The sequence below is a fragment of the Gilliamella sp. B14448G11 genome (genome assembly GCF_016101765.1).
Lineage (GTDB): Bacteria > Pseudomonadota > Gammaproteobacteria > Enterobacterales > Orbaceae > Gilliamella > Gilliamella apicola_N.
The window spans coordinates 22987-40245 of sequence record NZ_JACFPX010000011.1 but is presented as its reverse complement, the minus strand read 5'-3'; the positions used below and the strand labels follow the sequence as shown (position 1 = coordinate 40245).

Annotated in this window: 17 protein-coding genes; 7 read left to right on the top strand and 10 right to left on the bottom strand. The window is 35.8% G+C overall.

Annotated features, from left to right (window positions below):
* Positions 1–41 precede the first annotated feature (41 nt).
* The 7 genes from nifJ to rsmE form a co-directional block, all read right to left on the bottom strand.
* Positions 42–3584, bottom strand: a complete 3543-nt coding sequence (nifJ, locus tag H3S88_RS08540; RefSeq protein WP_198228068.1) for a pyruvate:ferredoxin (flavodoxin) oxidoreductase — start codon at positions 3582–3584, stop codon at positions 42–44.
* 345 nt (positions 3585–3929) lie between these two features.
* Positions 3930–4970: a phosphoribosylformylglycinamidine cyclo-ligase gene (gene purM, locus H3S88_RS08535; protein WP_198228070.1), complete on the bottom strand. Its 1041-nt coding sequence runs from the start codon at positions 4968–4970 to the stop codon at positions 3930–3932.
* A 100-nt stretch (positions 4971–5070) separates the two neighbouring features.
* Positions 5071–5481: a Holliday junction resolvase RuvX gene (ruvX, locus tag H3S88_RS08530; RefSeq protein ID WP_186279191.1), complete on the bottom strand. Its 411-nt coding sequence runs from the start codon at positions 5479–5481 to the stop codon at positions 5071–5073.
* A 3-nt stretch (positions 5482–5484) separates the two neighbouring features.
* The gene (locus H3S88_RS08525) at positions 5485–6042 is read right to left on the bottom strand and encodes a YqgE/AlgH family protein (RefSeq protein ID WP_198228072.1); all 558 of its coding nucleotides are present in this window, start codon (positions 6040–6042) and stop codon (positions 5485–5487) included.
* 20 nt (positions 6043–6062) lie between these two features.
* Complete coding sequence (locus H3S88_RS08520) at positions 6063–6515, bottom strand: GNAT family N-acetyltransferase (RefSeq protein ID WP_198228074.1); 453 nt, start codon at positions 6513–6515, stop codon at positions 6063–6065.
* A gap of 2 nt (positions 6516–6517) precedes the next feature.
* The gene (gene gshB, locus H3S88_RS08515) at positions 6518–7474 is read right to left on the bottom strand and encodes a glutathione synthase (RefSeq protein ID WP_198228076.1); all 957 of its coding nucleotides are present in this window, start codon (positions 7472–7474) and stop codon (positions 6518–6520) included.
* Positions 7475–7663: 189 nt separating this feature from the next.
* A complete protein-coding gene (gene rsmE, locus H3S88_RS08510) occupies positions 7664–8389 on the bottom strand; it encodes a 16S rRNA (uracil(1498)-N(3))-methyltransferase (RefSeq protein ID WP_198228078.1) in 726 nt (241 codons plus the stop codon).
* A 98-nt stretch (positions 8390–8487) separates the two neighbouring features.
* On the opposite strand from rsmE, the gene folB reads away from it, so the two are divergent.
* The 4 genes from folB to H3S88_RS08490 are packed head-to-tail and all read left to right on the top strand — an operon-like array spanning position 8488 to position 10565.
* The gene (gene folB, locus H3S88_RS08505) at positions 8488–8856 is read left to right on the top strand and encodes a dihydroneopterin aldolase (RefSeq protein ID WP_198228080.1); all 369 of its coding nucleotides are present in this window, start codon (positions 8488–8490) and stop codon (positions 8854–8856) included.
* A 16-nt stretch (positions 8857–8872) separates the two neighbouring features.
* On the top strand, positions 8873–9868 hold the full coding sequence (locus H3S88_RS08500) for an MBL fold metallo-hydrolase (protein WP_198228082.1): 996 nt from the start codon (positions 8873–8875) through the stop codon (positions 9866–9868).
* Between the two features lie 60 nt (positions 9869–9928).
* Entirely contained in the window at positions 9929–10135 is a 207-nt protein-coding gene (locus tag H3S88_RS08495) for a hypothetical protein (protein WP_198228084.1), read from the top strand.
* 1 nt (position 10136) lies between these two features.
* Positions 10137–10565: an EamA family transporter gene (locus H3S88_RS08490; protein WP_065738897.1), complete on the top strand. Its 429-nt coding sequence runs from the start codon at positions 10137–10139 to the stop codon at positions 10563–10565.
* Positions 10566–10649: 84 nt separating this feature from the next.
* Here H3S88_RS08490 and moeA read toward each other — a convergent pair whose 3' ends face one another.
* The 3 genes from moeA to rsmI all read right to left on the bottom strand — a co-directional run bounded on the left by moeA (position 10650) and on the right by rsmI (position 14146).
* On the bottom strand, positions 10650–11876 hold the full coding sequence (gene moeA, locus H3S88_RS08485) for a molybdopterin molybdotransferase MoeA (protein WP_198228086.1): 1227 nt from the start codon (positions 11874–11876) through the stop codon (positions 10650–10652).
* Between the two features lie 161 nt (positions 11877–12037).
* The gene (gene ychF / locus H3S88_RS08480) at positions 12038–13129 is read right to left on the bottom strand and encodes a redox-regulated ATPase YchF (protein WP_198228088.1); all 1092 of its coding nucleotides are present in this window, start codon (positions 13127–13129) and stop codon (positions 12038–12040) included.
* Between the two features lie 189 nt (positions 13130–13318).
* Positions 13319–14146 carry a 16S rRNA (cytidine(1402)-2'-O)-methyltransferase gene (gene rsmI, locus H3S88_RS08475; protein WP_198228090.1) on the bottom strand — a complete coding sequence of 276 codons (828 nt, stop codon included), beginning with the start codon at positions 14144–14146 and terminating at the stop codon, positions 13319–13321.
* A gap of 367 nt (positions 14147–14513) precedes the next feature.
* Between rsmI and nlpD the strand changes: the two genes are divergently transcribed.
* The 3 genes from nlpD to H3S88_RS08460 all read left to right on the top strand — a co-directional run bounded on the left by nlpD (position 14514) and on the right by H3S88_RS08460 (position 17201).
* Complete coding sequence (nlpD, locus tag H3S88_RS08470; protein WP_198228092.1) at positions 14514–15668, top strand: murein hydrolase activator NlpD; 1155 nt, start codon at positions 14514–14516, stop codon at positions 15666–15668.
* 101 nt (positions 15669–15769) lie between these two features.
* Positions 15770–16522 carry a 2,3-diphosphoglycerate-dependent phosphoglycerate mutase gene (gpmA, locus tag H3S88_RS08465; RefSeq protein ID WP_065602620.1) on the top strand — a complete coding sequence of 251 codons (753 nt, stop codon included), beginning with the start codon at positions 15770–15772 and terminating at the stop codon, positions 16520–16522.
* Positions 16523–16622: 100 nt separating this feature from the next.
* Positions 16623–17201 carry a thymidine kinase gene (locus H3S88_RS08460; RefSeq protein ID WP_198228094.1) on the top strand — a complete coding sequence of 193 codons (579 nt, stop codon included), beginning with the start codon at positions 16623–16625 and terminating at the stop codon, positions 17199–17201.
* The last annotated feature ends 58 nt before the right edge of the window (positions 17202–17259 follow it).

Genomic DNA, 17259 nt, shown 5'->3' with positions numbered 1-17259 from the left:
CTGGTCTGTTTCATTCTTTATAGAATATGCGTCATTTGTACTTAACTATCAGGCGGGGTTTCAATATCCGAATAGCTTGATAGCATTTGTAAGAACCTATATTTTGATGCGACCATTTTTGTTGAACGTGCATGTAGTATATTAGCAACAGTCGGTTCTAAGGTTTCTAAACGTCGGAATCGTTGTTCTTTAAGTAAAATACTTGATAGAGCTTCACTATTTGGTGATTTTGAATCTAAAACTAATCCCGGTTTTCCTTCAGCCGCACGGCGAGGATCATATCGATAAAGAGGCCAGAACCCAGATTTCACTAAATCTTTCATCTGTTCGTGGGATTTAGCCAGATCATAACCATGTTCCTCACACGGACTATAAGCAATGACAAGTGATGGCCCATCATAGGCTTCCGCTTCTTGCAATGCTTTTAATGTCTGGTTTAGTTGAGAACCTAAAGCCACTTGAGCCACATAAACATGACCATACATCATAATGCTAACGCCTAAATCTTTACGGGCTTTATGTTTACCTAAATCCGCAAATTTAGATACGGCGCCCATAGGTGTTGCTTTAGACTGTTGACCACCCGTATTAGAATAACATTGAGTATCTAATACTAAAATATTGACGTTATCCGTTAAACTCATGACATGGTCGAGTCCGCCAAAACCAATATCATAAGCCCAACCATCTCCACCAATAGCCCACACTGATTTATCAATCAGATAATTGGCGTCTTCTAATAACTCTTTAGCTTCGACAGAATCAATGTGTTTTAATTGCTCTCGTAATAAATCAACTTGCGTTCTTTTTTCAGCGATGGTTGCATCAGAAGATTGCAAAGTGATGGCAATTTCTGGCGAAATCTCGCCCGCCAAATGATCAAGTAAACGTAAGGCACGTTTTCTATGTTGGTTATAAGTGATGCGATAACCTAAAGCAAATTCAGCATTGTCTTCAAATAAAGAATTAGCCCAAGCAGGTCCGCGACCCGAGCGATCGGTAGTATAAGGTGTTGATGGTAAATTACCCCCATAAATAGATGAGCAACCAGTTGCATTGGCAATAGCCAAATGGTCGCCATAAAGTTGTGTTAATAATTTAATATAAGGTGTTTCACCACAACCCGCACAAGCACCCGAATATTCAAACAATGGTGTAATTAATTGAGAAGTTCGTATATCTATACGCTCAAGTGATTTGATATCACGATCTGGTAATTGAGAAAAGAACTCATAATTAACTTTTTGTGTGTCAAGATTATCAATACGAGGTTGCATATTGATTGCTTTAATATCAAAGTTGTTACGATCACGAGATGGACACACCTCAACACATAAGTTACAACCAGTGCAATCTTCCGGAGCTACTTGCAATACATAACGTTGACCTTTCATATCGCGTGCTTTAACTTCTAGCGATTCTAATGTATCAGGGGCATTAAGCATTGCATCCGGTTCGACCACTTTGGCTCGAATAGCTGCATGAGGACAGGCAACTGCACAATGGTTACATTGTGTACACAGTTCAGATTTCCAAATCGGGATCTCTTCAGCAATATTACGTTTTTCCCATTTAGTGGTGCCAGTTGGCCAAGTGCCATCTGGTGGAAATGCCGAAACCGGTAGACTATCACCTAAACCTGCTAACATAGTTGCAGTAACGGTTTTTACAAAATCTGGCGCATTGTTTGGTACAATAGGAGGCATTGATGGGCTACTTTGATCCACACAACTAAGTGGAATTTGTTCAAGCGAAGTGATGGCTAAATCTAACGCTTTCCAGTTATTTTCAACCAACTCTTGACCTTTACTACTGTAACTTTTGGCAATGACTTCTTTTAACTGTGTGATGCTAAAATCATTTTTGAATATATCCGATAGATGAAAAAAAGCAGCTTGCATGACTGTGTTAATTCTGGCTCCTAAATTACATTCACGTGCAATCTTAGCTGCATTGATAATATAGAAATGGGCTCTTTTCTTAATTAATTGTACCTGCACTTCTTTAGGTAACCGATGCCAAATTTCATCTTTACTATAAGGGGTATTAAGTAAAAAAATACCGTCATCTTTAAGTTTATCGACAATCTGATATTTATCTATAAATTGGTCTTGGTGACAACCAATAAAATGTGCACTGGTAATCAAGTAAGGCGAATCAATTGGATCTAAGCTTACTCGTAGGTGAGAGGTAGTTAATCCACCTGCCTTTTTGGAATCATAAACAAAATAACCTTGCACATAAAATGGTGAACTGTCTCCAATTATTTTAATATTATTTTTAGTTGCCGAAACGGTGCCATCACTTCCCAACCCATAAAACAGGGCTTCTAGTGCTGATTTTTGCGGAATTGATTTATCTGGTAGTGGTAATGATAGCCCAGTAATGTCATCATAAATCCCCACAGTGAAGCGTGGTCTTGGTTTTTCTAAACCAAGCTCGTTAAAAATGCCAAGTACCGAGCGGGGATCAAACTCTTTTGAGGATAATCCATAACGTCCGCCTACAATCTGTGGCATAGAATTACGTTCACCACGAGACAAGCTCTCAGCAAAAGCTGTCATAATATCTAAATATAAAGGTTCCGCTTGTGCTCCTGGTTCTTTTGTTCTATCTAATACGGCAATTTTCTTAACACTATCTGGAGTCACAGCAAGTAAGTGTTGAGCTGAAAATGGACGAAATAATCGAACAATTACCACACCGACTTTTTGATTTTCTTTAAGCAGATAATCAACCACTTCTTTACTGGTACTCGCACCGGAACCCATAATTACAATAATTCGTTCAGCATCACTGGCACCGTAATACTCAAAAGGTTGATATTTTCTTCCAGTTTGTTTTTCAAAAGCGGTCATAGCATCAACAACATGCTGATAGGCATTATCATAATAACTATTTATAGCTTCTCGACATTGAAAATAGGTATCAGGATTGGCAGATGTACCACGGATCACCGGTTTATCAGGAGTTAGTGCTCGTGAACGATAAGCTTTAATTGCTTCATGTGGTAAAAGATTATGAATATCTTCATCTGATAGAGGATAAATCTTATTTACTTCGTGTGATGTTCTGAAACCGTCAAAAAAATGGACGAATGGAATTCGACTATTAAAACTGGCAATTTGAGAAATTAATGCTAAATCTTGTGCTTCTTGTACCGAACTAGAACAAAGCATAGCAAAACCGGTCTGTCTAACAGACATAACATCAGAATGATCACCAAAAATTGACAAGGCATGCGTAGCGACAGTACGTGCAGCGACATGTAAAACAAATGGTGTAAGTTCCCCTGCAATTTTATATAACGAAGGGATCATCAACAATAATCCTTGTGATGATGTAAATGATGTCGCTAATGCACCCGTCATTAATGCACCATGAACAGTAGAAATGGCTCCTGCTTCGGATTGCATTTCAACTACTCTCGGAATATCACCAAATACGTTTGGCTTATCAAATTCTGCCCATGTGCTAGCTTGTTCAGCCATTGAAGAGCTAGGAGTAATTGGATAAATGGCAATGACTTCGTTTGCACGATAAGCGACGGAGGACACCGCGCTATTAGCATCTGATATGATCATTAAAAAAACCTTGTAATTTATAGTGTTACGACATTACTTAATTATTATAAATTTCGACTATTGTACCAGAAAGTAAGATAGCTTTTAGTTATTTTTATATTAAATTTTTGGTAGGTGTTTTTGAATTACAGATATTTCTAACTTTTTATCGAGATATTAATGAGATAAAGAAAAAAGCAGCTTTTCAGTAACAAATAATTGGGGGTAATATTTTCTGTAATTAGAGTTTTAGTGATTAAATGATTGATAATAAGTTAATTACTTTTAAAACCAACATTTTAAAAATGGATAAAAAATGATATTATTCTAAAGATAGATTTTTTCGAATAATATCATTAAGTTATTTTATTTTATCACAACACGATCAGCCGATGTTGAGTGTTTAATTTCACCTAATAACCATGCCTTTTCACTGTGCTGATTAAGTATAGAAATAGCTTTATCTGCCAGTGATTTTGGTAAAGCAATAATTAAACCAACACCACAGTTAAATGTGCGGTACATTTCATGACGGCTTACATTACCTGCTTTTTGTAGCCAATCAAATATTGCTGGCCATTGCCAACTTGCTTCATTTATTATTGCTTGAGTATTATCGGGCAGAACGCGTGGAATGTTTTCCCAAAATCCACCACCAGTAATATGCGCAATTGCATGTACATCTTTAATCTGAGCAATTAAATCAAGAACAGATTTGACATAGATTTTAGTTGGTGCAAGTAAATGATCAGCAAGTGGTTTCCCGTCGAGTTGTTCAACAGCTGGGTTAACACCACTCACTTCAATAATTTTTCGTACTAATGAATAGCCATTGGAGTGTGCACCACTTGATGCTAATGCAATTAATGCATCACCATCTTGAACTTTAGTACCATCAATCATTTGCGATTTTTCAACGACACCCACACAAAATCCTGCTAAATCGTAGTCGTTGCCATGATACATGCCTGGCATTTCAGCTGTTTCACCACCGACTAAGGCACAACCTGATTGTTTACACCCCTCGGCAATGCCTGTAACTACCGTTGTGGCAACATCGACATTAAGTTTGCCCGTTGCGTAATAGTCGAGGAAAAATAAGGGTTCAGCACCTTGAACGATGAGGTCATTGACACACATGGCAACCAGATCAATACCGATTGATTCATGGCGATTCAAATCCATTGCCAAACGTAATTTAGTACCAACGCCATCTGTACCAGATACTAAAATGGGTTCTTTGTATTTTTGTGGAATAGCACACAGTGCTCCAAAGCCACCTAGTCCCCCCATCACTTCTGGACGTTTAGTTTCTTTAACAACCGATTTGATGCGATTAACTAGTTCATTGCCAGCATCGATGTCGACACCAGCATCTTTATAACTGAGAGATTTATTATTTGACACAGTGAGCAATCCTTACAGTAGAGAAATTGCTTTTTATTTTAGCAAGGATGAAATTTGTTGGCGATGGATTATTTAAAAAATAACGAATTAATTCAGTTTGCTAATTATTTTCAAACCAACTTTCTAAAATAATGACAGCAGAAGTAGCATCAACATGACCTTTTTCAAGGGCACGATAACCACGAGAAGCAAAAATTCTTGATTTTGCTTCAACCGTCGATAAGCGTTCATCTTGCAATTGAACTTGATAACCAAACCGTCCATGTAATCGATTAGCAAACTTACGGGCTCTGGCGGTTAATGGTTGTTCTGTACCATCCATATTCAACGGTAAACCTACGACTAATAAATCAGGTTGCCACTCATTTAAGATTTTTTCAATAGCTTGCCAATTAGGTATACCGTCACGAGCTTTGAATGAGCAAAGAGGACTAGCGGTTCTAGTCACATCTTGACCAATAGCAGCACCAATACTAAATGTGCCAAAATCAAATGCAATTACTGTCGCCATGGGTTATGCATTACCCATTTGGTGCGAAATTGTGTTCATATTGACACCCAAAGATTCGGCTGCTTTTTGCCAGCGATTTTCAAAAGGAACTTCAAAAATAATCTTAGCGTCAGCATCAGCAACTAACCAGTCGTTTCTGGCAACTTCATTTTCAAGTTGTAACGACTGCCAACTAGAGTAACCCAATGCTAATAAAAGATCTTTAGGTTGTTGACTTGTGCCAATTGATTTTAATAAATCAAGGGAAGTGGTTATCATTACATCGTCAGAAATTTGAATACTTGATGAAAAACCGGTTTGCGGTGTGTGTAATATAAAGCCTTGTTCTTCTGCAATAGGACCTCCTGCAAAAACAGGATATTCAAGTTCTGCACAATTTCTTGATGCAGTAATTTCAAGGCGACTTAGTATCGTTGAAACATTCAGTTCAATGATAGGTTTATTGATAATAATTCCCATAGCACCATCGCGGTTATGCTCACAAATATATACTACAGAACGGCTAAACAATACGTCGCTCATGGTCGGCATAGCGATTATAAAATGATTTTTTAAATTCATATGCTCACATCTTTAATTGTTTATAAAGCACATTTACCAATTTTAACATTATGCTCAATATTGCAACGCAATAAAAGTTCTGATTCATTACTTTCTTCATTGATTGATTCGGATATGATTTCGAAGTTTTGTGAACGAAAAAAGTTAATCGCATCAGTATTTTTCTTATAAACATGGGCAAAAAGTTCATTATAGCGTTGTTTCGCTTTATTAACTAAAGCTTTGCCTGTCCCTTGTCGACGATAATCTTGTTCAACAAACAGACCTGAAATATAATTTTCAGTTATGCCAATAAAGCCTTTTACACCATCAAGATCTTGAACATAAACCGTTGACATTGGGATCAACATTTCTACGATATCAAAATTTTGTTTGAAAAAATTACTATCAATAAAGTTATGTGCTTGTTCATTACCTTGTAACCATATTTCCATAACTTTATCTAAATCGGCACTTTTAAATTCTCTAATCATTTTTAACTCAACTTATTTAATCGACGTTCAATGGCATCCATAAGCATGCCAGTAATTGAAAGATTTGGATTTTCTGCTTCAATTTCACGAACACATGTAGGGCTAGTAACATTAATTTCAGTTAGTTTATCACCAATAATATCCAGTCCTACAAATAATAACCCTTTTTCTTTTAAAGTTGGAGCAACACTTTTAGCAATATGCCAATCACTTTCACTTAGTGCTCTGACTTCACCATGACCACCTGCCGCTAGGTTACCTCGTGTTTCACCTTTCTGTGGAATTCTAGCTAGACAAAAAGGGACAGGTTCGCCATCGACAACTAAAACTCGTTTATCGCCATTTGTGATAGCGGGTATATAGGTTTGTGCCATGCAGTAACGTGTATTATGTTCGGTTAATGTTTCAATAATCACGGATACATTTGGATCGCTTTGTTTAATCCTAAAAATTGAGGCGCCCCCCATACCATCCAAAGGTTTTAAGATGATATCAGAATATTGTTGATGAAACTCTTTAATATGTTGGGTTTGCCGAGTAACTAATGTTTCAGGTGTAAATTGTGCAAACCAAGCAGTAAATAGTTTTTCATTACAATCACGTAAACTTTGTGGTTTATTAACCACTAATACACCTTTTGCTTCAGCACGTTCAAGAATGTATGTTGCGTATATAAATTCTGTATCAAAGGGTGGATCTTTACGCATTAAAATGACATCAAGATCACTTAACGGTATAGTTTGTTCTTCGGTAAAATCAAACCAATGGGAATGGTCGTTATAAACCTTTAATGTCTTTGTTGTTGCGTACGCTTCGCCATTACGTAAAAAAAGATCATTCATTTCCATATAAAAAAGTTGGTATCCACGTTTTTGTGCCTCATGTAGCATAGCAAAACTTGTGTCTTTCTTAATTTTGATATGACTAATTGGATCCATTACTATACCAAGCTTAATCATGGTAACTCCTTACTGACGTTATTGGTTTTATCGACATTGATGATAACATATATTAAAGTAATACTTGTTAAAAAGTATATTTGAAACATTATGATAGAGTATTACCCACTATTATAAATAAATTGGTAACTATCATACTCGTTACTGGTCTAGATGCAAATAAACATTTATTACCTTATTTCTATTTCATTAGCCTAAATCACCTAAATGTACTTGTAAGGCTGTAATAGCGGTAAGTGCTGCTGTTTCAGTGCGTAATATACGTGGACCAAGTAGTATATCAGTAAAATCATATTGATGTGTCATATTGATTTCAGCATCGGACAGACCGCCTTCGGGACCAATTAGTAGACTAATATCTTTTTTATCATAAGGTAAATGCTTAATACCATGTTGCGCTTTAGGATGTAAATTTAATCTTAATTGACTTGTTAAACTTGCACACCAATTTTCCAGTTTCATCACGGGATTAACGATAGGTATCACGTTACGACCGCACTGCTCACAGGCTGAAATCACAATTTTCTGCCATTGTTGGACTTTCTTATTCATTCTTTCGTCATCCAACTTAACACCACAACGTTCTGACAAAAGGGGCGTGATAGTGTTAACGCCTAATTCTACGGATTTTTGAATGGTAAATTCCATTTTTTCCCCGCGCGAAATCACTTGGCCTAAATGAATATTTAAAGGAGATTCACGATTATCTAAAATTGTTGTGGCCGTTTTTACTGTGACGGATTTTTTATTTATTTCATGAATAACTGCTGGAGTGATGTGATTTGAACCATCAAATAAGATGATTTCTTCACCTGTTTTCATTCTCAACACCCGTATAAGATGATTAAAGGCTTCATCATTTAAAGTAATAAGGCTATTTTGATTGATGGTAAAAGGTTGATATATCCGAGTCATAATTACTAATTTCTTATAATATATTGCAATAAATTATAGCGTAATTTATCAATATTCGGTAATCTCTATTTAATACAGATCAGCAATCGGAACTAACTATGAAAATTAATAATAAAGACAGAGTGTTAATTGAAGGTCTTACTGTCCTAACAACCATCGGTGTTTATGAATGGGAAAAAACCATAAAACAAAAATTAATACTGGATCTTGAAATGTCATGGGACAACAAGCCTGCGGGTGAGAGTGATGATGTTACACTGTGTTTAGATTATTTTTTGGTAAGTCAATCGATAACCAATTTTATTCAATCGACTCAATTTGAACTTATAGAATGTGTCGCTGAACGTGTAGCACAATTGGTGATACAAACGTTTTCAGTGCAATGGTTAAAAGTGAAAGTTTCAAAACCTGGCGCGATTGCTAATGCGAGTAATGTGGCCGTGGTGATAGAACGCTCCGCTAATTAATCTAGGATTTTAATCGATGATAAACAAGCAAGAAGCTAATAAAAAAGTACATCGTTCAACCAAAAACTTTGAGAATCATGAACCGTTTACCATCAATTTTGTTAAAACATGGTGGTGGTATCAAAGACGTAAAGTGCTTGAGCCAAAAGGAGGGTATGAAGCATTTAATCAGGCTTGGTGTGAGTCTATCGATCTGACTTTACCTAACGATAGAGTTTGGTGGATAGGTCATTCAACCAATTTAATTCGTTTAAATGATAAGATGATTTTAACCGATCCTATTTTTTCTAAGCGAGCTTCACCTTCACAATTTACTGGACCTAAACGATATAATTCACCAGCACTTAGTATCGATCAATTGCCTAACATTGATTTTATAATGATTTCGCATAATCATTATGACCATTTGGATGAATATAGTATTCGTCAATTGGTCAAGCGTTATCCTAAAATTGTCTTGGTTGCTCCTTTAGGATTAAAAGATAAGCTTTTGAAATGGGGGGCTAAGCAGGTTTTTGAACTTAATTGGTATGATTCAATCACTTTTGATAGTCTAACTTTTACCGCAACGCCTGCTAGACATTGGAGTAACCGAGGTCTTTTTGATATTAACAAAACGCTATGGTGCGGTTGGATAGTACAGGCAAATGCGAATATTCCCAATAAAACTAAAACCGTTTATTTTATGGGGGATACTGGCTATTCACCGCGTTTAAAAGAGATAGGTCAACGTTTTACTTGTATTGATCTGGCATTAATTCCAATAGGAGCTTATGCTCCCCGTAGATTGTTACAATCGCAACATATCGATCCTGCGCAGGCTGTGCAGTTGTATGACGAACTCAATTGTCATGAAGCGATTGCTATTCACTGGGGAACATTTGAATTATCTGATGAATCGTTAGATGAGCCTGCGCAACAATTATGTGAGCATCGAGCTGATCGTTGTTTTCATCTATTAAAAATAGGTGGCAGTTTAGCTATTAATCATCATAATTCTGGATTAAAATGATTTTCAAATGTTTGAATTCGAAACTGTAATTCAGTTTTTGATTGAAAAAAGGGGGGCATAATGAAATTAGCAACGCTTGGATTAACTTGTATCATCTTAAGTTTAACTTTAGTTGCATGTGGTGGGAAGAATGATCAAGGGAAAAAATATCATTGGTCAAAGGCACATGGTGTATTAGAAGATTGCAAAGGTATGATGAGTAAATCACAACAATGTCAAAATAATTCAAATAATCAGCAGTTCCTTTTTCAAGTAGATAGGTATTAGTATGAGTGCATGGCTTATTTATGCATTACTCTCAGCTATTACCGCAGCTGGTGTTGCGATTTTAGGTAAAATCGGTTTACAACAGCTTGATGCCAATACAGCCACAGCGATTCGTGCCGTTGTTATGGCAATTTTTTTGGTTGGTGTGGTTGTAGTACAAGGAAAACTTAATCTTGTTAGCACATTTTTAAATGATAAAAAAGCATTGTTAATTATAGCACTAAGCGGTATTGCTGGCGCTCTATCTTGGTTGTTTTATTTTATGGCCATTAAAGAAGGTAAAGTATCGCAAGTTGCGCCAATCGATAAATTAAGTGTGGTTTTTGCAGTCGTATTTGCAGCAATTTTATTTGGTGAAAAAATCTCATTGTTAGCTGGAATTGGTGTGGCAATGATTGCTGCTGGTGCTATTTTAGTTGCACTCTTTTAATGACTAAATAACATTAATCATACACTATCTAAATAGTGTATGATTTTGTGTTAATAAGTTAACTTCTATATTAGATTGATGAAATTACTTAAGTAGAGTATTAAATAGTTCAATCGTCACCAGTTCGCCTTTGTTTACATTACCGCGTTCTTGTTCGAGAATAATAAAACAGTTAGCCTGATTAAACGACTGTGTAATATGTGACTCTTGTTGGCCAGTAGAAAAAACTTCTAATTCTCCTTGAGCATCAATTTGCAATCTTCCTCGTTGAAAATCTACCCGACCAATACTCTTTTTAAGGTTGGTAGCTGCTTTTACTTGGAAACGAAAATCAATATCGGATGTTGCAATCCCTGAAAGTGACAAAATCAAAGGCTGAACGAGTTGATAAAAAGTTACCAAGGTTGATACTGGGTTGCCAGGCAAACCACAAAATAATGCATGACCAATTTGTCCAAAAGCAAAAGGTTTACCTGGTTTCATGGCAATTTTCCAGAAATTGATCTGTCCTGAATCTTCTAAGGCTGTTTTCGTATAATCGGCATCGCCCACCGAAACACCACCACTGGTTATGACAAGATTTGCTTGGTTTGATGCGGTCACTAAAGCTTGTTTAATTTGAGTCGGATCATCAGGAATGATTCCAAGATCAATGATTTCACAGTTAAGTTTTGTTAATAACAATTTTAAAGTAAAGCGATTACTATCATAAATTGCGCCATTGCTTGATAACGGCATTCCAATTGGTGTTAGTTCATTACCCGTTGAAAAGATAGCTACTTTCAATTTGTTAAAAACTGTGACTTCGCTAATGCCTAGTGTTGCAAGTGTTGATAGGGTTGGTAATGTTAATTTAGTACCTGTGGCAACCGTTATCGAATCTTTTTTTACATCTTCACCACACCGACGTATGTTATCACCCGCTTTAACTTCCTTTAAAAAACTAATACCTAAATCGGATTGTTCTGTATGCTCTTGCATTACAACCGCATCTGCGTCAATCGGGACAGGGGCGCCTGTCATAATGCGTAAACAAGTACCTTCAGGCCATTGTAAATTACTAATATCGTCACCTGCAAAAATTGCACTGGCTAGAGGTAATGTTTTTGTTTGTTGAATATCTGAAAGTCTGACTGCGTACCCATCCATTGCTGAATTATCAAATCCAGGAACATTAATTGGCGAAATAATTGGTATGGCAGCAATTCTATCTAAAGCGTCAAATAATGAAACCTTTTGGTTAGTCAGAGGTTTTGCTTTAGTCGCGATTGCTAATATATTTTGCTTAGCTTGATTAAAAGTAAGTAACATTGACGAGTGCTTTCCTTATATGAATAGTCCATTAGTTTTGACAAGAAGTTTCAGGTAAGGTATACGTTTGTGTAAAAATTATTATTATATTAAATCTTAATGAGAACTTAATATAACAGTAAATATAACAACGTCGCCAAAAGGCGACGTAAAATAGATGGTTATACATTAAATAAAAAGTTCATGATATCGCCATCTTGTACGATATAGTCTTTTCCTTCAGAACGCATTTTCCCTGCTTCTTTAGCACCTTGTTCACCGCCATATTTGATAAAATCATCAAAAGCAATGGTCTGTGCTCGAATAAAGCCTTTTTCAAAGTCGGTATGAATTTTACCTGCTGCTTGTGGGGCAGTATCTCCAACCGAAATTGTCCATGCGCGAACTTCTTTAACACCTGCGGTAAAATAGGTTTGTAAATTAAGTAAACTGTAACCAGCACGAATAACGCGATTTAAGCCAGGTTCAGTTAACCCTAGATCTTGCATGAATTCATCACGATCAGCATCATCTAGTTCAGCAAGTTCTGCTTCAATGGCTGCACAAACAGGAACAACAACAGATTTTTCTTGAGCGGCAATGGCTTGTACCTTTTCCAAATAAGGATTATTTTCAAATCCATCTTCATTAACATTAGCAATATACATGGTTGGTTTTAATGTTAAAAAGCTTAAGTATTTAACCGCATCAAGCTCTTCTTTACTTAAATCCAATAGCAATAGCTTTTTACCTTGTTCTAAATGTGGTAAGCATTTTTCAAGAATTTCGAGTTCAAATTTAGCATCTTTATCGCCACCTTTAGCACGTTTTTGTAAACGTGTCATTGCTCTTTCACAAGCTTCTAGATCGGCTAACGCAAGTTCAGTATTAATAATTTCAATATCTTCAGCTGGGTCAATTTTGCCTGCAACATGAATGATATTTTCATTTTCAAAACAACGAACAACATGGCCAATGGCTTCAGTCTCACGAATGTTAGCTAAAAATTGGTTACCTAAACCTTCACCTTTTGAGGCACCTTTTACTAAACCAGCAATATCAACAAATTCCATAGTAGTAGGTAAGGTGCGCTGAGGTTTGACAATTTTAGCCAGCTCATCTAAACGTGGATCGGGCATTGGTACTACACCAGTATTTGGTTCGATAGTACAAAATGGAAAGTTAGCTGCTTCAATGCCTGCTTTGGTTAGTGCGTTAAAAAGAGTTGACTTGCCAACATTTGGTAGTCCGACGATACCACATTTAAATCCCATACTGTTTGTTACCTTTTTATCAATAAATGTCTTAAATATAAGAGGTAATTATATACTAAATCATGCTATTTATGCCAATGTTCTTATTGACGTGTTGTTAATAGATCTATATCAAATGTTGATATCGGTTTTAACTTGTTACTTTGCTTAAATTTATTAAAAGTGACAAGTAGCACATGACTTGTTAGTTTATTCTTCAAAATTTAAACCAATTTGATAGAGTTGATTCTTTTTAAGTCCATAAATTTCAGCAGTAATCGCAGCTGCTTTTTTTAATGGTAGCTCTTTTTGTAATAATTTAAGAGTATTTATGGCTTTTGGATCAATATCCTTATTATTTTCTGTATACCCAGCCACAATCAAGACAAATTCACCTTTTTGACGAGATGCATCTTGATTTAACCAGTCGATGAGTTCATTGACTGGAAAGCTAACAATGGTTTCCCATGTTTTAGTGAGTTCTTTAGCCAAAACAATCTGCTTATTGGCACCAAAAATAGTTTGCATATCCTTAAGTGTCTCTAATAAGCGATGCGTTGATTCATAAAAAATCATGGTGCGAGGCTCAGTAATTAATGAGGCTAAACTATCTTGCCGTGCTTTGCTTTTAGCGGGTAAAAATCCTTCATAAATAAATTTGTCGGACGGTAATCCAGCTACCGACAAGGCTGCAATAGCGGCACAAGCTCCTGGAATCGGAACTACTTTTATATCATTTTCACGGCAAGCTTTTACTAAATGATAGCCAGGATCATTGATTAATGGCGTTCCGGCATCTGAAACCAAGGCAATAGAGAGACCTGATTGGAGTTTTTCAATCAGAACGTGTGCTTTTTCTTGTTCATTATGATCATGTAAGGAAAAAAGCTTAGCTTTAATACCCAAATGCTGTAATAGTAAACCACTATGGCGCGTATCTTCAGCAGCTATCAAATCAACACGTTTAAGTGTGTCAATAGCTCTAAGGGTAATATCATCTAAATTTCCAATGGGTGTTGCAACAATATATAGAGTCATTAATTTGAGTCACATTAAAATTTCACAGAAAATAGAATAAATCTACTGTACGAACAAGCATTTTATTGTATATACTCACCACTTTCAAAAATAAATTCTATTTTCCGCTATTTGTTATAATAGTTATAATAAATAAACGTATTGCTAATTAGATATTGACTATTTGTTGCGCAATCTATTAATAATTGAAAAACAGAGAGTATATTTGTGCGGATTTAGTAGAAATTTGGTGGATTGTAATTGATTTAAATTGTATCCTTACTATTTTATTATAGCTAGCATAATAAGGAACCGATATAATAGCTTTTTATATTAGAAACGATAAAATATGCTCTTAAAACAATATTAACGAATGAAAGGTGTTGCTTTGAAAAAGATTCTTACGCTAACTTGTTTAAGCTTGGTCATTACTGCCTGTACTCAATCAAATCCTGCCCAAATTGAAGATATTTCGGATTTTTCAGGTGGTTCGTCAAAAACAGGTTATTCTAAACCTCCTGTTAATATTTCTACTGGAAGTGGCGTTACTTCACCTTCAGTACCATCAAATACCAATTCAACACAGGTACCTAAACCAATAACGACGTCAAGTTCAAACGATGATAATGCAAATAACACGACAAATAGTAATGTAGACAGTAATAATGGCGTTAATATTACTAACGAACGTGTTTCTAATAAGCGCAATTATGATGAAATTCCTAAGGGAGGTTATCAAGGTGATACTTATACGGTAAGTCAAGGCGACACATTATATTATATTGCATGGGTCACAGGTAATGATTATCGCTCTTTAGCGGCTAAAAATAATATCAAGAATCCCTACTCTCTTGTTATTGGACAAGTACTGGATGTTAGTGGGGGTGTCACGCAAAAAGTAACCAGTAATCAAACAACTCAACAAGTGGCGGTTACCAATCAAAAATCTAATGTAGCAGATACTAAAACTACACCTACAACCACAACTACAACTAAAACTTCTACACCAGTACCGACGCCTGTTTTAACTACTACCACTACAACAACTACTACATCAGGAAAAAATCAGACATCGAGTACTGTTCAGACAACTCAAACGGTAACTGGTTCTGTAACTGATACTACAAATAATGGAAAAACAAATCCATCAAATAAAGGAACTTCTGCTTCTAAGGTTGGGAATATTACATGGCAGTGGCCAGCTAAAGGTAAAATTATTGAAAAATTTTCTAATGCTAGCAAAGGTATTGATATAGCCGGTGGATTAGGTAATAAAGTGATGGCTGCCGCAGATGGTCGTGTGGTTTACTCCGGTAATGCTTTACCTGGTTATGGTAATTTAATTATTATAAAACATGATGATGATTATTTAACCGCATATGCACATAACCAGTCGATTTTGGTAAAAGAGCAACAAGCGGTTCGAGCTGGGGAACAAATTGCGACTATGGGAGCAACGGGTACCTCTTCAGTAAGATTGCATTTTGAAGTGCGCTATCAAGCAAAATCCGTTGATCCATTAAAATATCTACCAAAAAATTAATATTTATTAACTGTAAAACAGTTAATGTATGGAATTTACGAGTATTATAAAGATTATTTAATTTAAACAGTTTTATTCTACGTAACAAAGGAGTTAGACTCATGGCAGTAAAAAAATTAGTTCTTATCCGACATGGAGAAAGTGTTTGGAATCAAGAAAACCGATTTTGTGGTTGGACTGATGTTGATTTATCTGACAAAGGTAATAAGGAAGCAGCCGAAGCAGGTAAATTACTTAAACAAGAAGGTTTTCAGTTTGATTACGCTTATACTTCTGTATTAAAACGTGCAATTCATACTTTATGGCATGTTCTTGACGAAGTTGATCAAGCTTGGTTACCTGTTGAAAAATGTTGGAAACTAAATGAACGTCACTATGGTGCGCTGCAAGGTCTAAATAAAGCTGAAACTGCGGCTAAATATGGTGATGAACAAGTAAAATTATGGCGCCGTGGTTTTGCAATTACGCCTCCTGCACTTGAAAAATCAGATGAACGCTTCCCCGGTCATGATTCACGTTACAGCAATTTACCTGAATCAGAATTACCATTAACCGAAAGTCTAGCGCTAACCATTAAACGTGTGCTTCCTTATTGGGAATCAACCATTGCACCTCGTGTTGCTAAAGGTGAACGTGTAATTATCGCTGCTCATGGTAACTCTCTTCGTGCTTTAGTTAAGCATTTAGACAACATCAGTGACGATGATATTATCGAACTAAATATCCCAACAGGTGTACCATTAGTGTACGAATTTGATGACAACATGAAAGTTATCAAACATTATTACTTAGGTAATGCTGATGAAATCGCAGCAAAACAAGCCGCGGTTGCTAATCAAGGTAAAGCGAAATAATTAATCTTTAAGCTTTGAAAAAGGTAAGTTATATAACTTACCTTTTTTACTATCTAAACAATCTCTTTTATCCATTTATTTTATTTCTGAGAGTCTTATTTTGTCGAAAATTTACTATATTTATGCCGTAATGAATGCAGGTAAATCAACCGAGTTATTACAAATTGACCACAATTATTTGAGTAATAATATGCAGACTTTGCTGCTTAAATCTTCGGTCGACACTCGTGATTCGGCGGTTGAAATTGTCTCACGTTTAGGATTGCGAAAAAAAGCATTACAACTTGATGATAATAGTGTTGATGAAATCATTGAATTGATTAAGAAAAATAATTATGCTTGTGTGTTAATTGATGAAAGCCAATTTTTATCGCAAAGCACTATCTGGAAATTATCTGATGTGTGTGATGAATATGGTGTACCGATGATGTTTTTTGGTTTAAAGACGGATTATATGGGACATTTATTTGAAGGTTCAAAAACATTATTAGAAATTGCTGATAACTTTAGAGAACTAAAAACAGTTTGCTGGTGTGGAAAAAAAGCAACCATGAATTTACTTGAAGGAAAAGATGGGCAAATTGTTAAGTTTGGCAATTCAATTCATTTAGGAGATAGCGAGTTCCATTCAGTTTGTCGTAAACATTGGAAAGCGGGACAAATTAGACCTAAACAATAATCTTCTTAATATTTCACACTTATTCAATCAAATCATTTTGCTACATTTATCATTTGGT

Coding starts and splice junctions, on each gene's coding strand:
- nifJ (WP_198228068.1), bottom strand. CDS start 3,584: ATGATCATATCAGATGCTAATAGCGCGGTGTCCTCCGTCGCTTATCGT.
- ruvX (WP_186279191.1), bottom strand. CDS start 5,481: ATGGCGACAGTAATTGCATTTGATTTTGGCACATTTAGTATTGGTGCT.
- H3S88_RS08525 (WP_198228072.1), bottom strand. CDS start 6,042: ATGAATTTAAAAAATCATTTTATAATCGCTATGCCGACCATGAGCGAC.
- H3S88_RS08520 (WP_198228074.1), bottom strand. CDS start 6,515: ATGATTAGAGAATTTAAAAGTGCCGATTTAGATAAAGTTATGGAAATA.
- gshB (WP_198228076.1), bottom strand. CDS start 7,474: ATGATTAAGCTTGGTATAGTAATGGATCCAATTAGTCATATCAAAATT.
- rsmE (WP_198228078.1), bottom strand. CDS start 8,389: ATGACTCGGATATATCAACCTTTTACCATCAATCAAAATAGCCTTATT.
- folB (WP_198228080.1), top strand. CDS start 8,488: ATGAAAATTAATAATAAAGACAGAGTGTTAATTGAAGGTCTTACTGTC.
- H3S88_RS08500 (WP_198228082.1), top strand. CDS start 8,873: ATGATAAACAAGCAAGAAGCTAATAAAAAAGTACATCGTTCAACCAAA.
- H3S88_RS08495 (WP_198228084.1), top strand. CDS start 9,929: ATGAAATTAGCAACGCTTGGATTAACTTGTATCATCTTAAGTTTAACT.
- H3S88_RS08490 (WP_065738897.1), top strand. CDS start 10,137: ATGAGTGCATGGCTTATTTATGCATTACTCTCAGCTATTACCGCAGCT.
- moeA (WP_198228086.1), bottom strand. CDS start 11,876: ATGTTACTTACTTTTAATCAAGCTAAGCAAAATATATTAGCAATCGCG.
- ychF (WP_198228088.1), bottom strand. CDS start 13,129: ATGGGATTTAAATGTGGTATCGTCGGACTACCAAATGTTGGCAAGTCA.
- rsmI (WP_198228090.1), bottom strand. CDS start 14,146: ATGACTCTATATATTGTTGCAACACCCATTGGAAATTTAGATGATATT.
- gpmA (WP_065602620.1), top strand. CDS start 15,770: ATGGCAGTAAAAAAATTAGTTCTTATCCGACATGGAGAAAGTGTTTGG.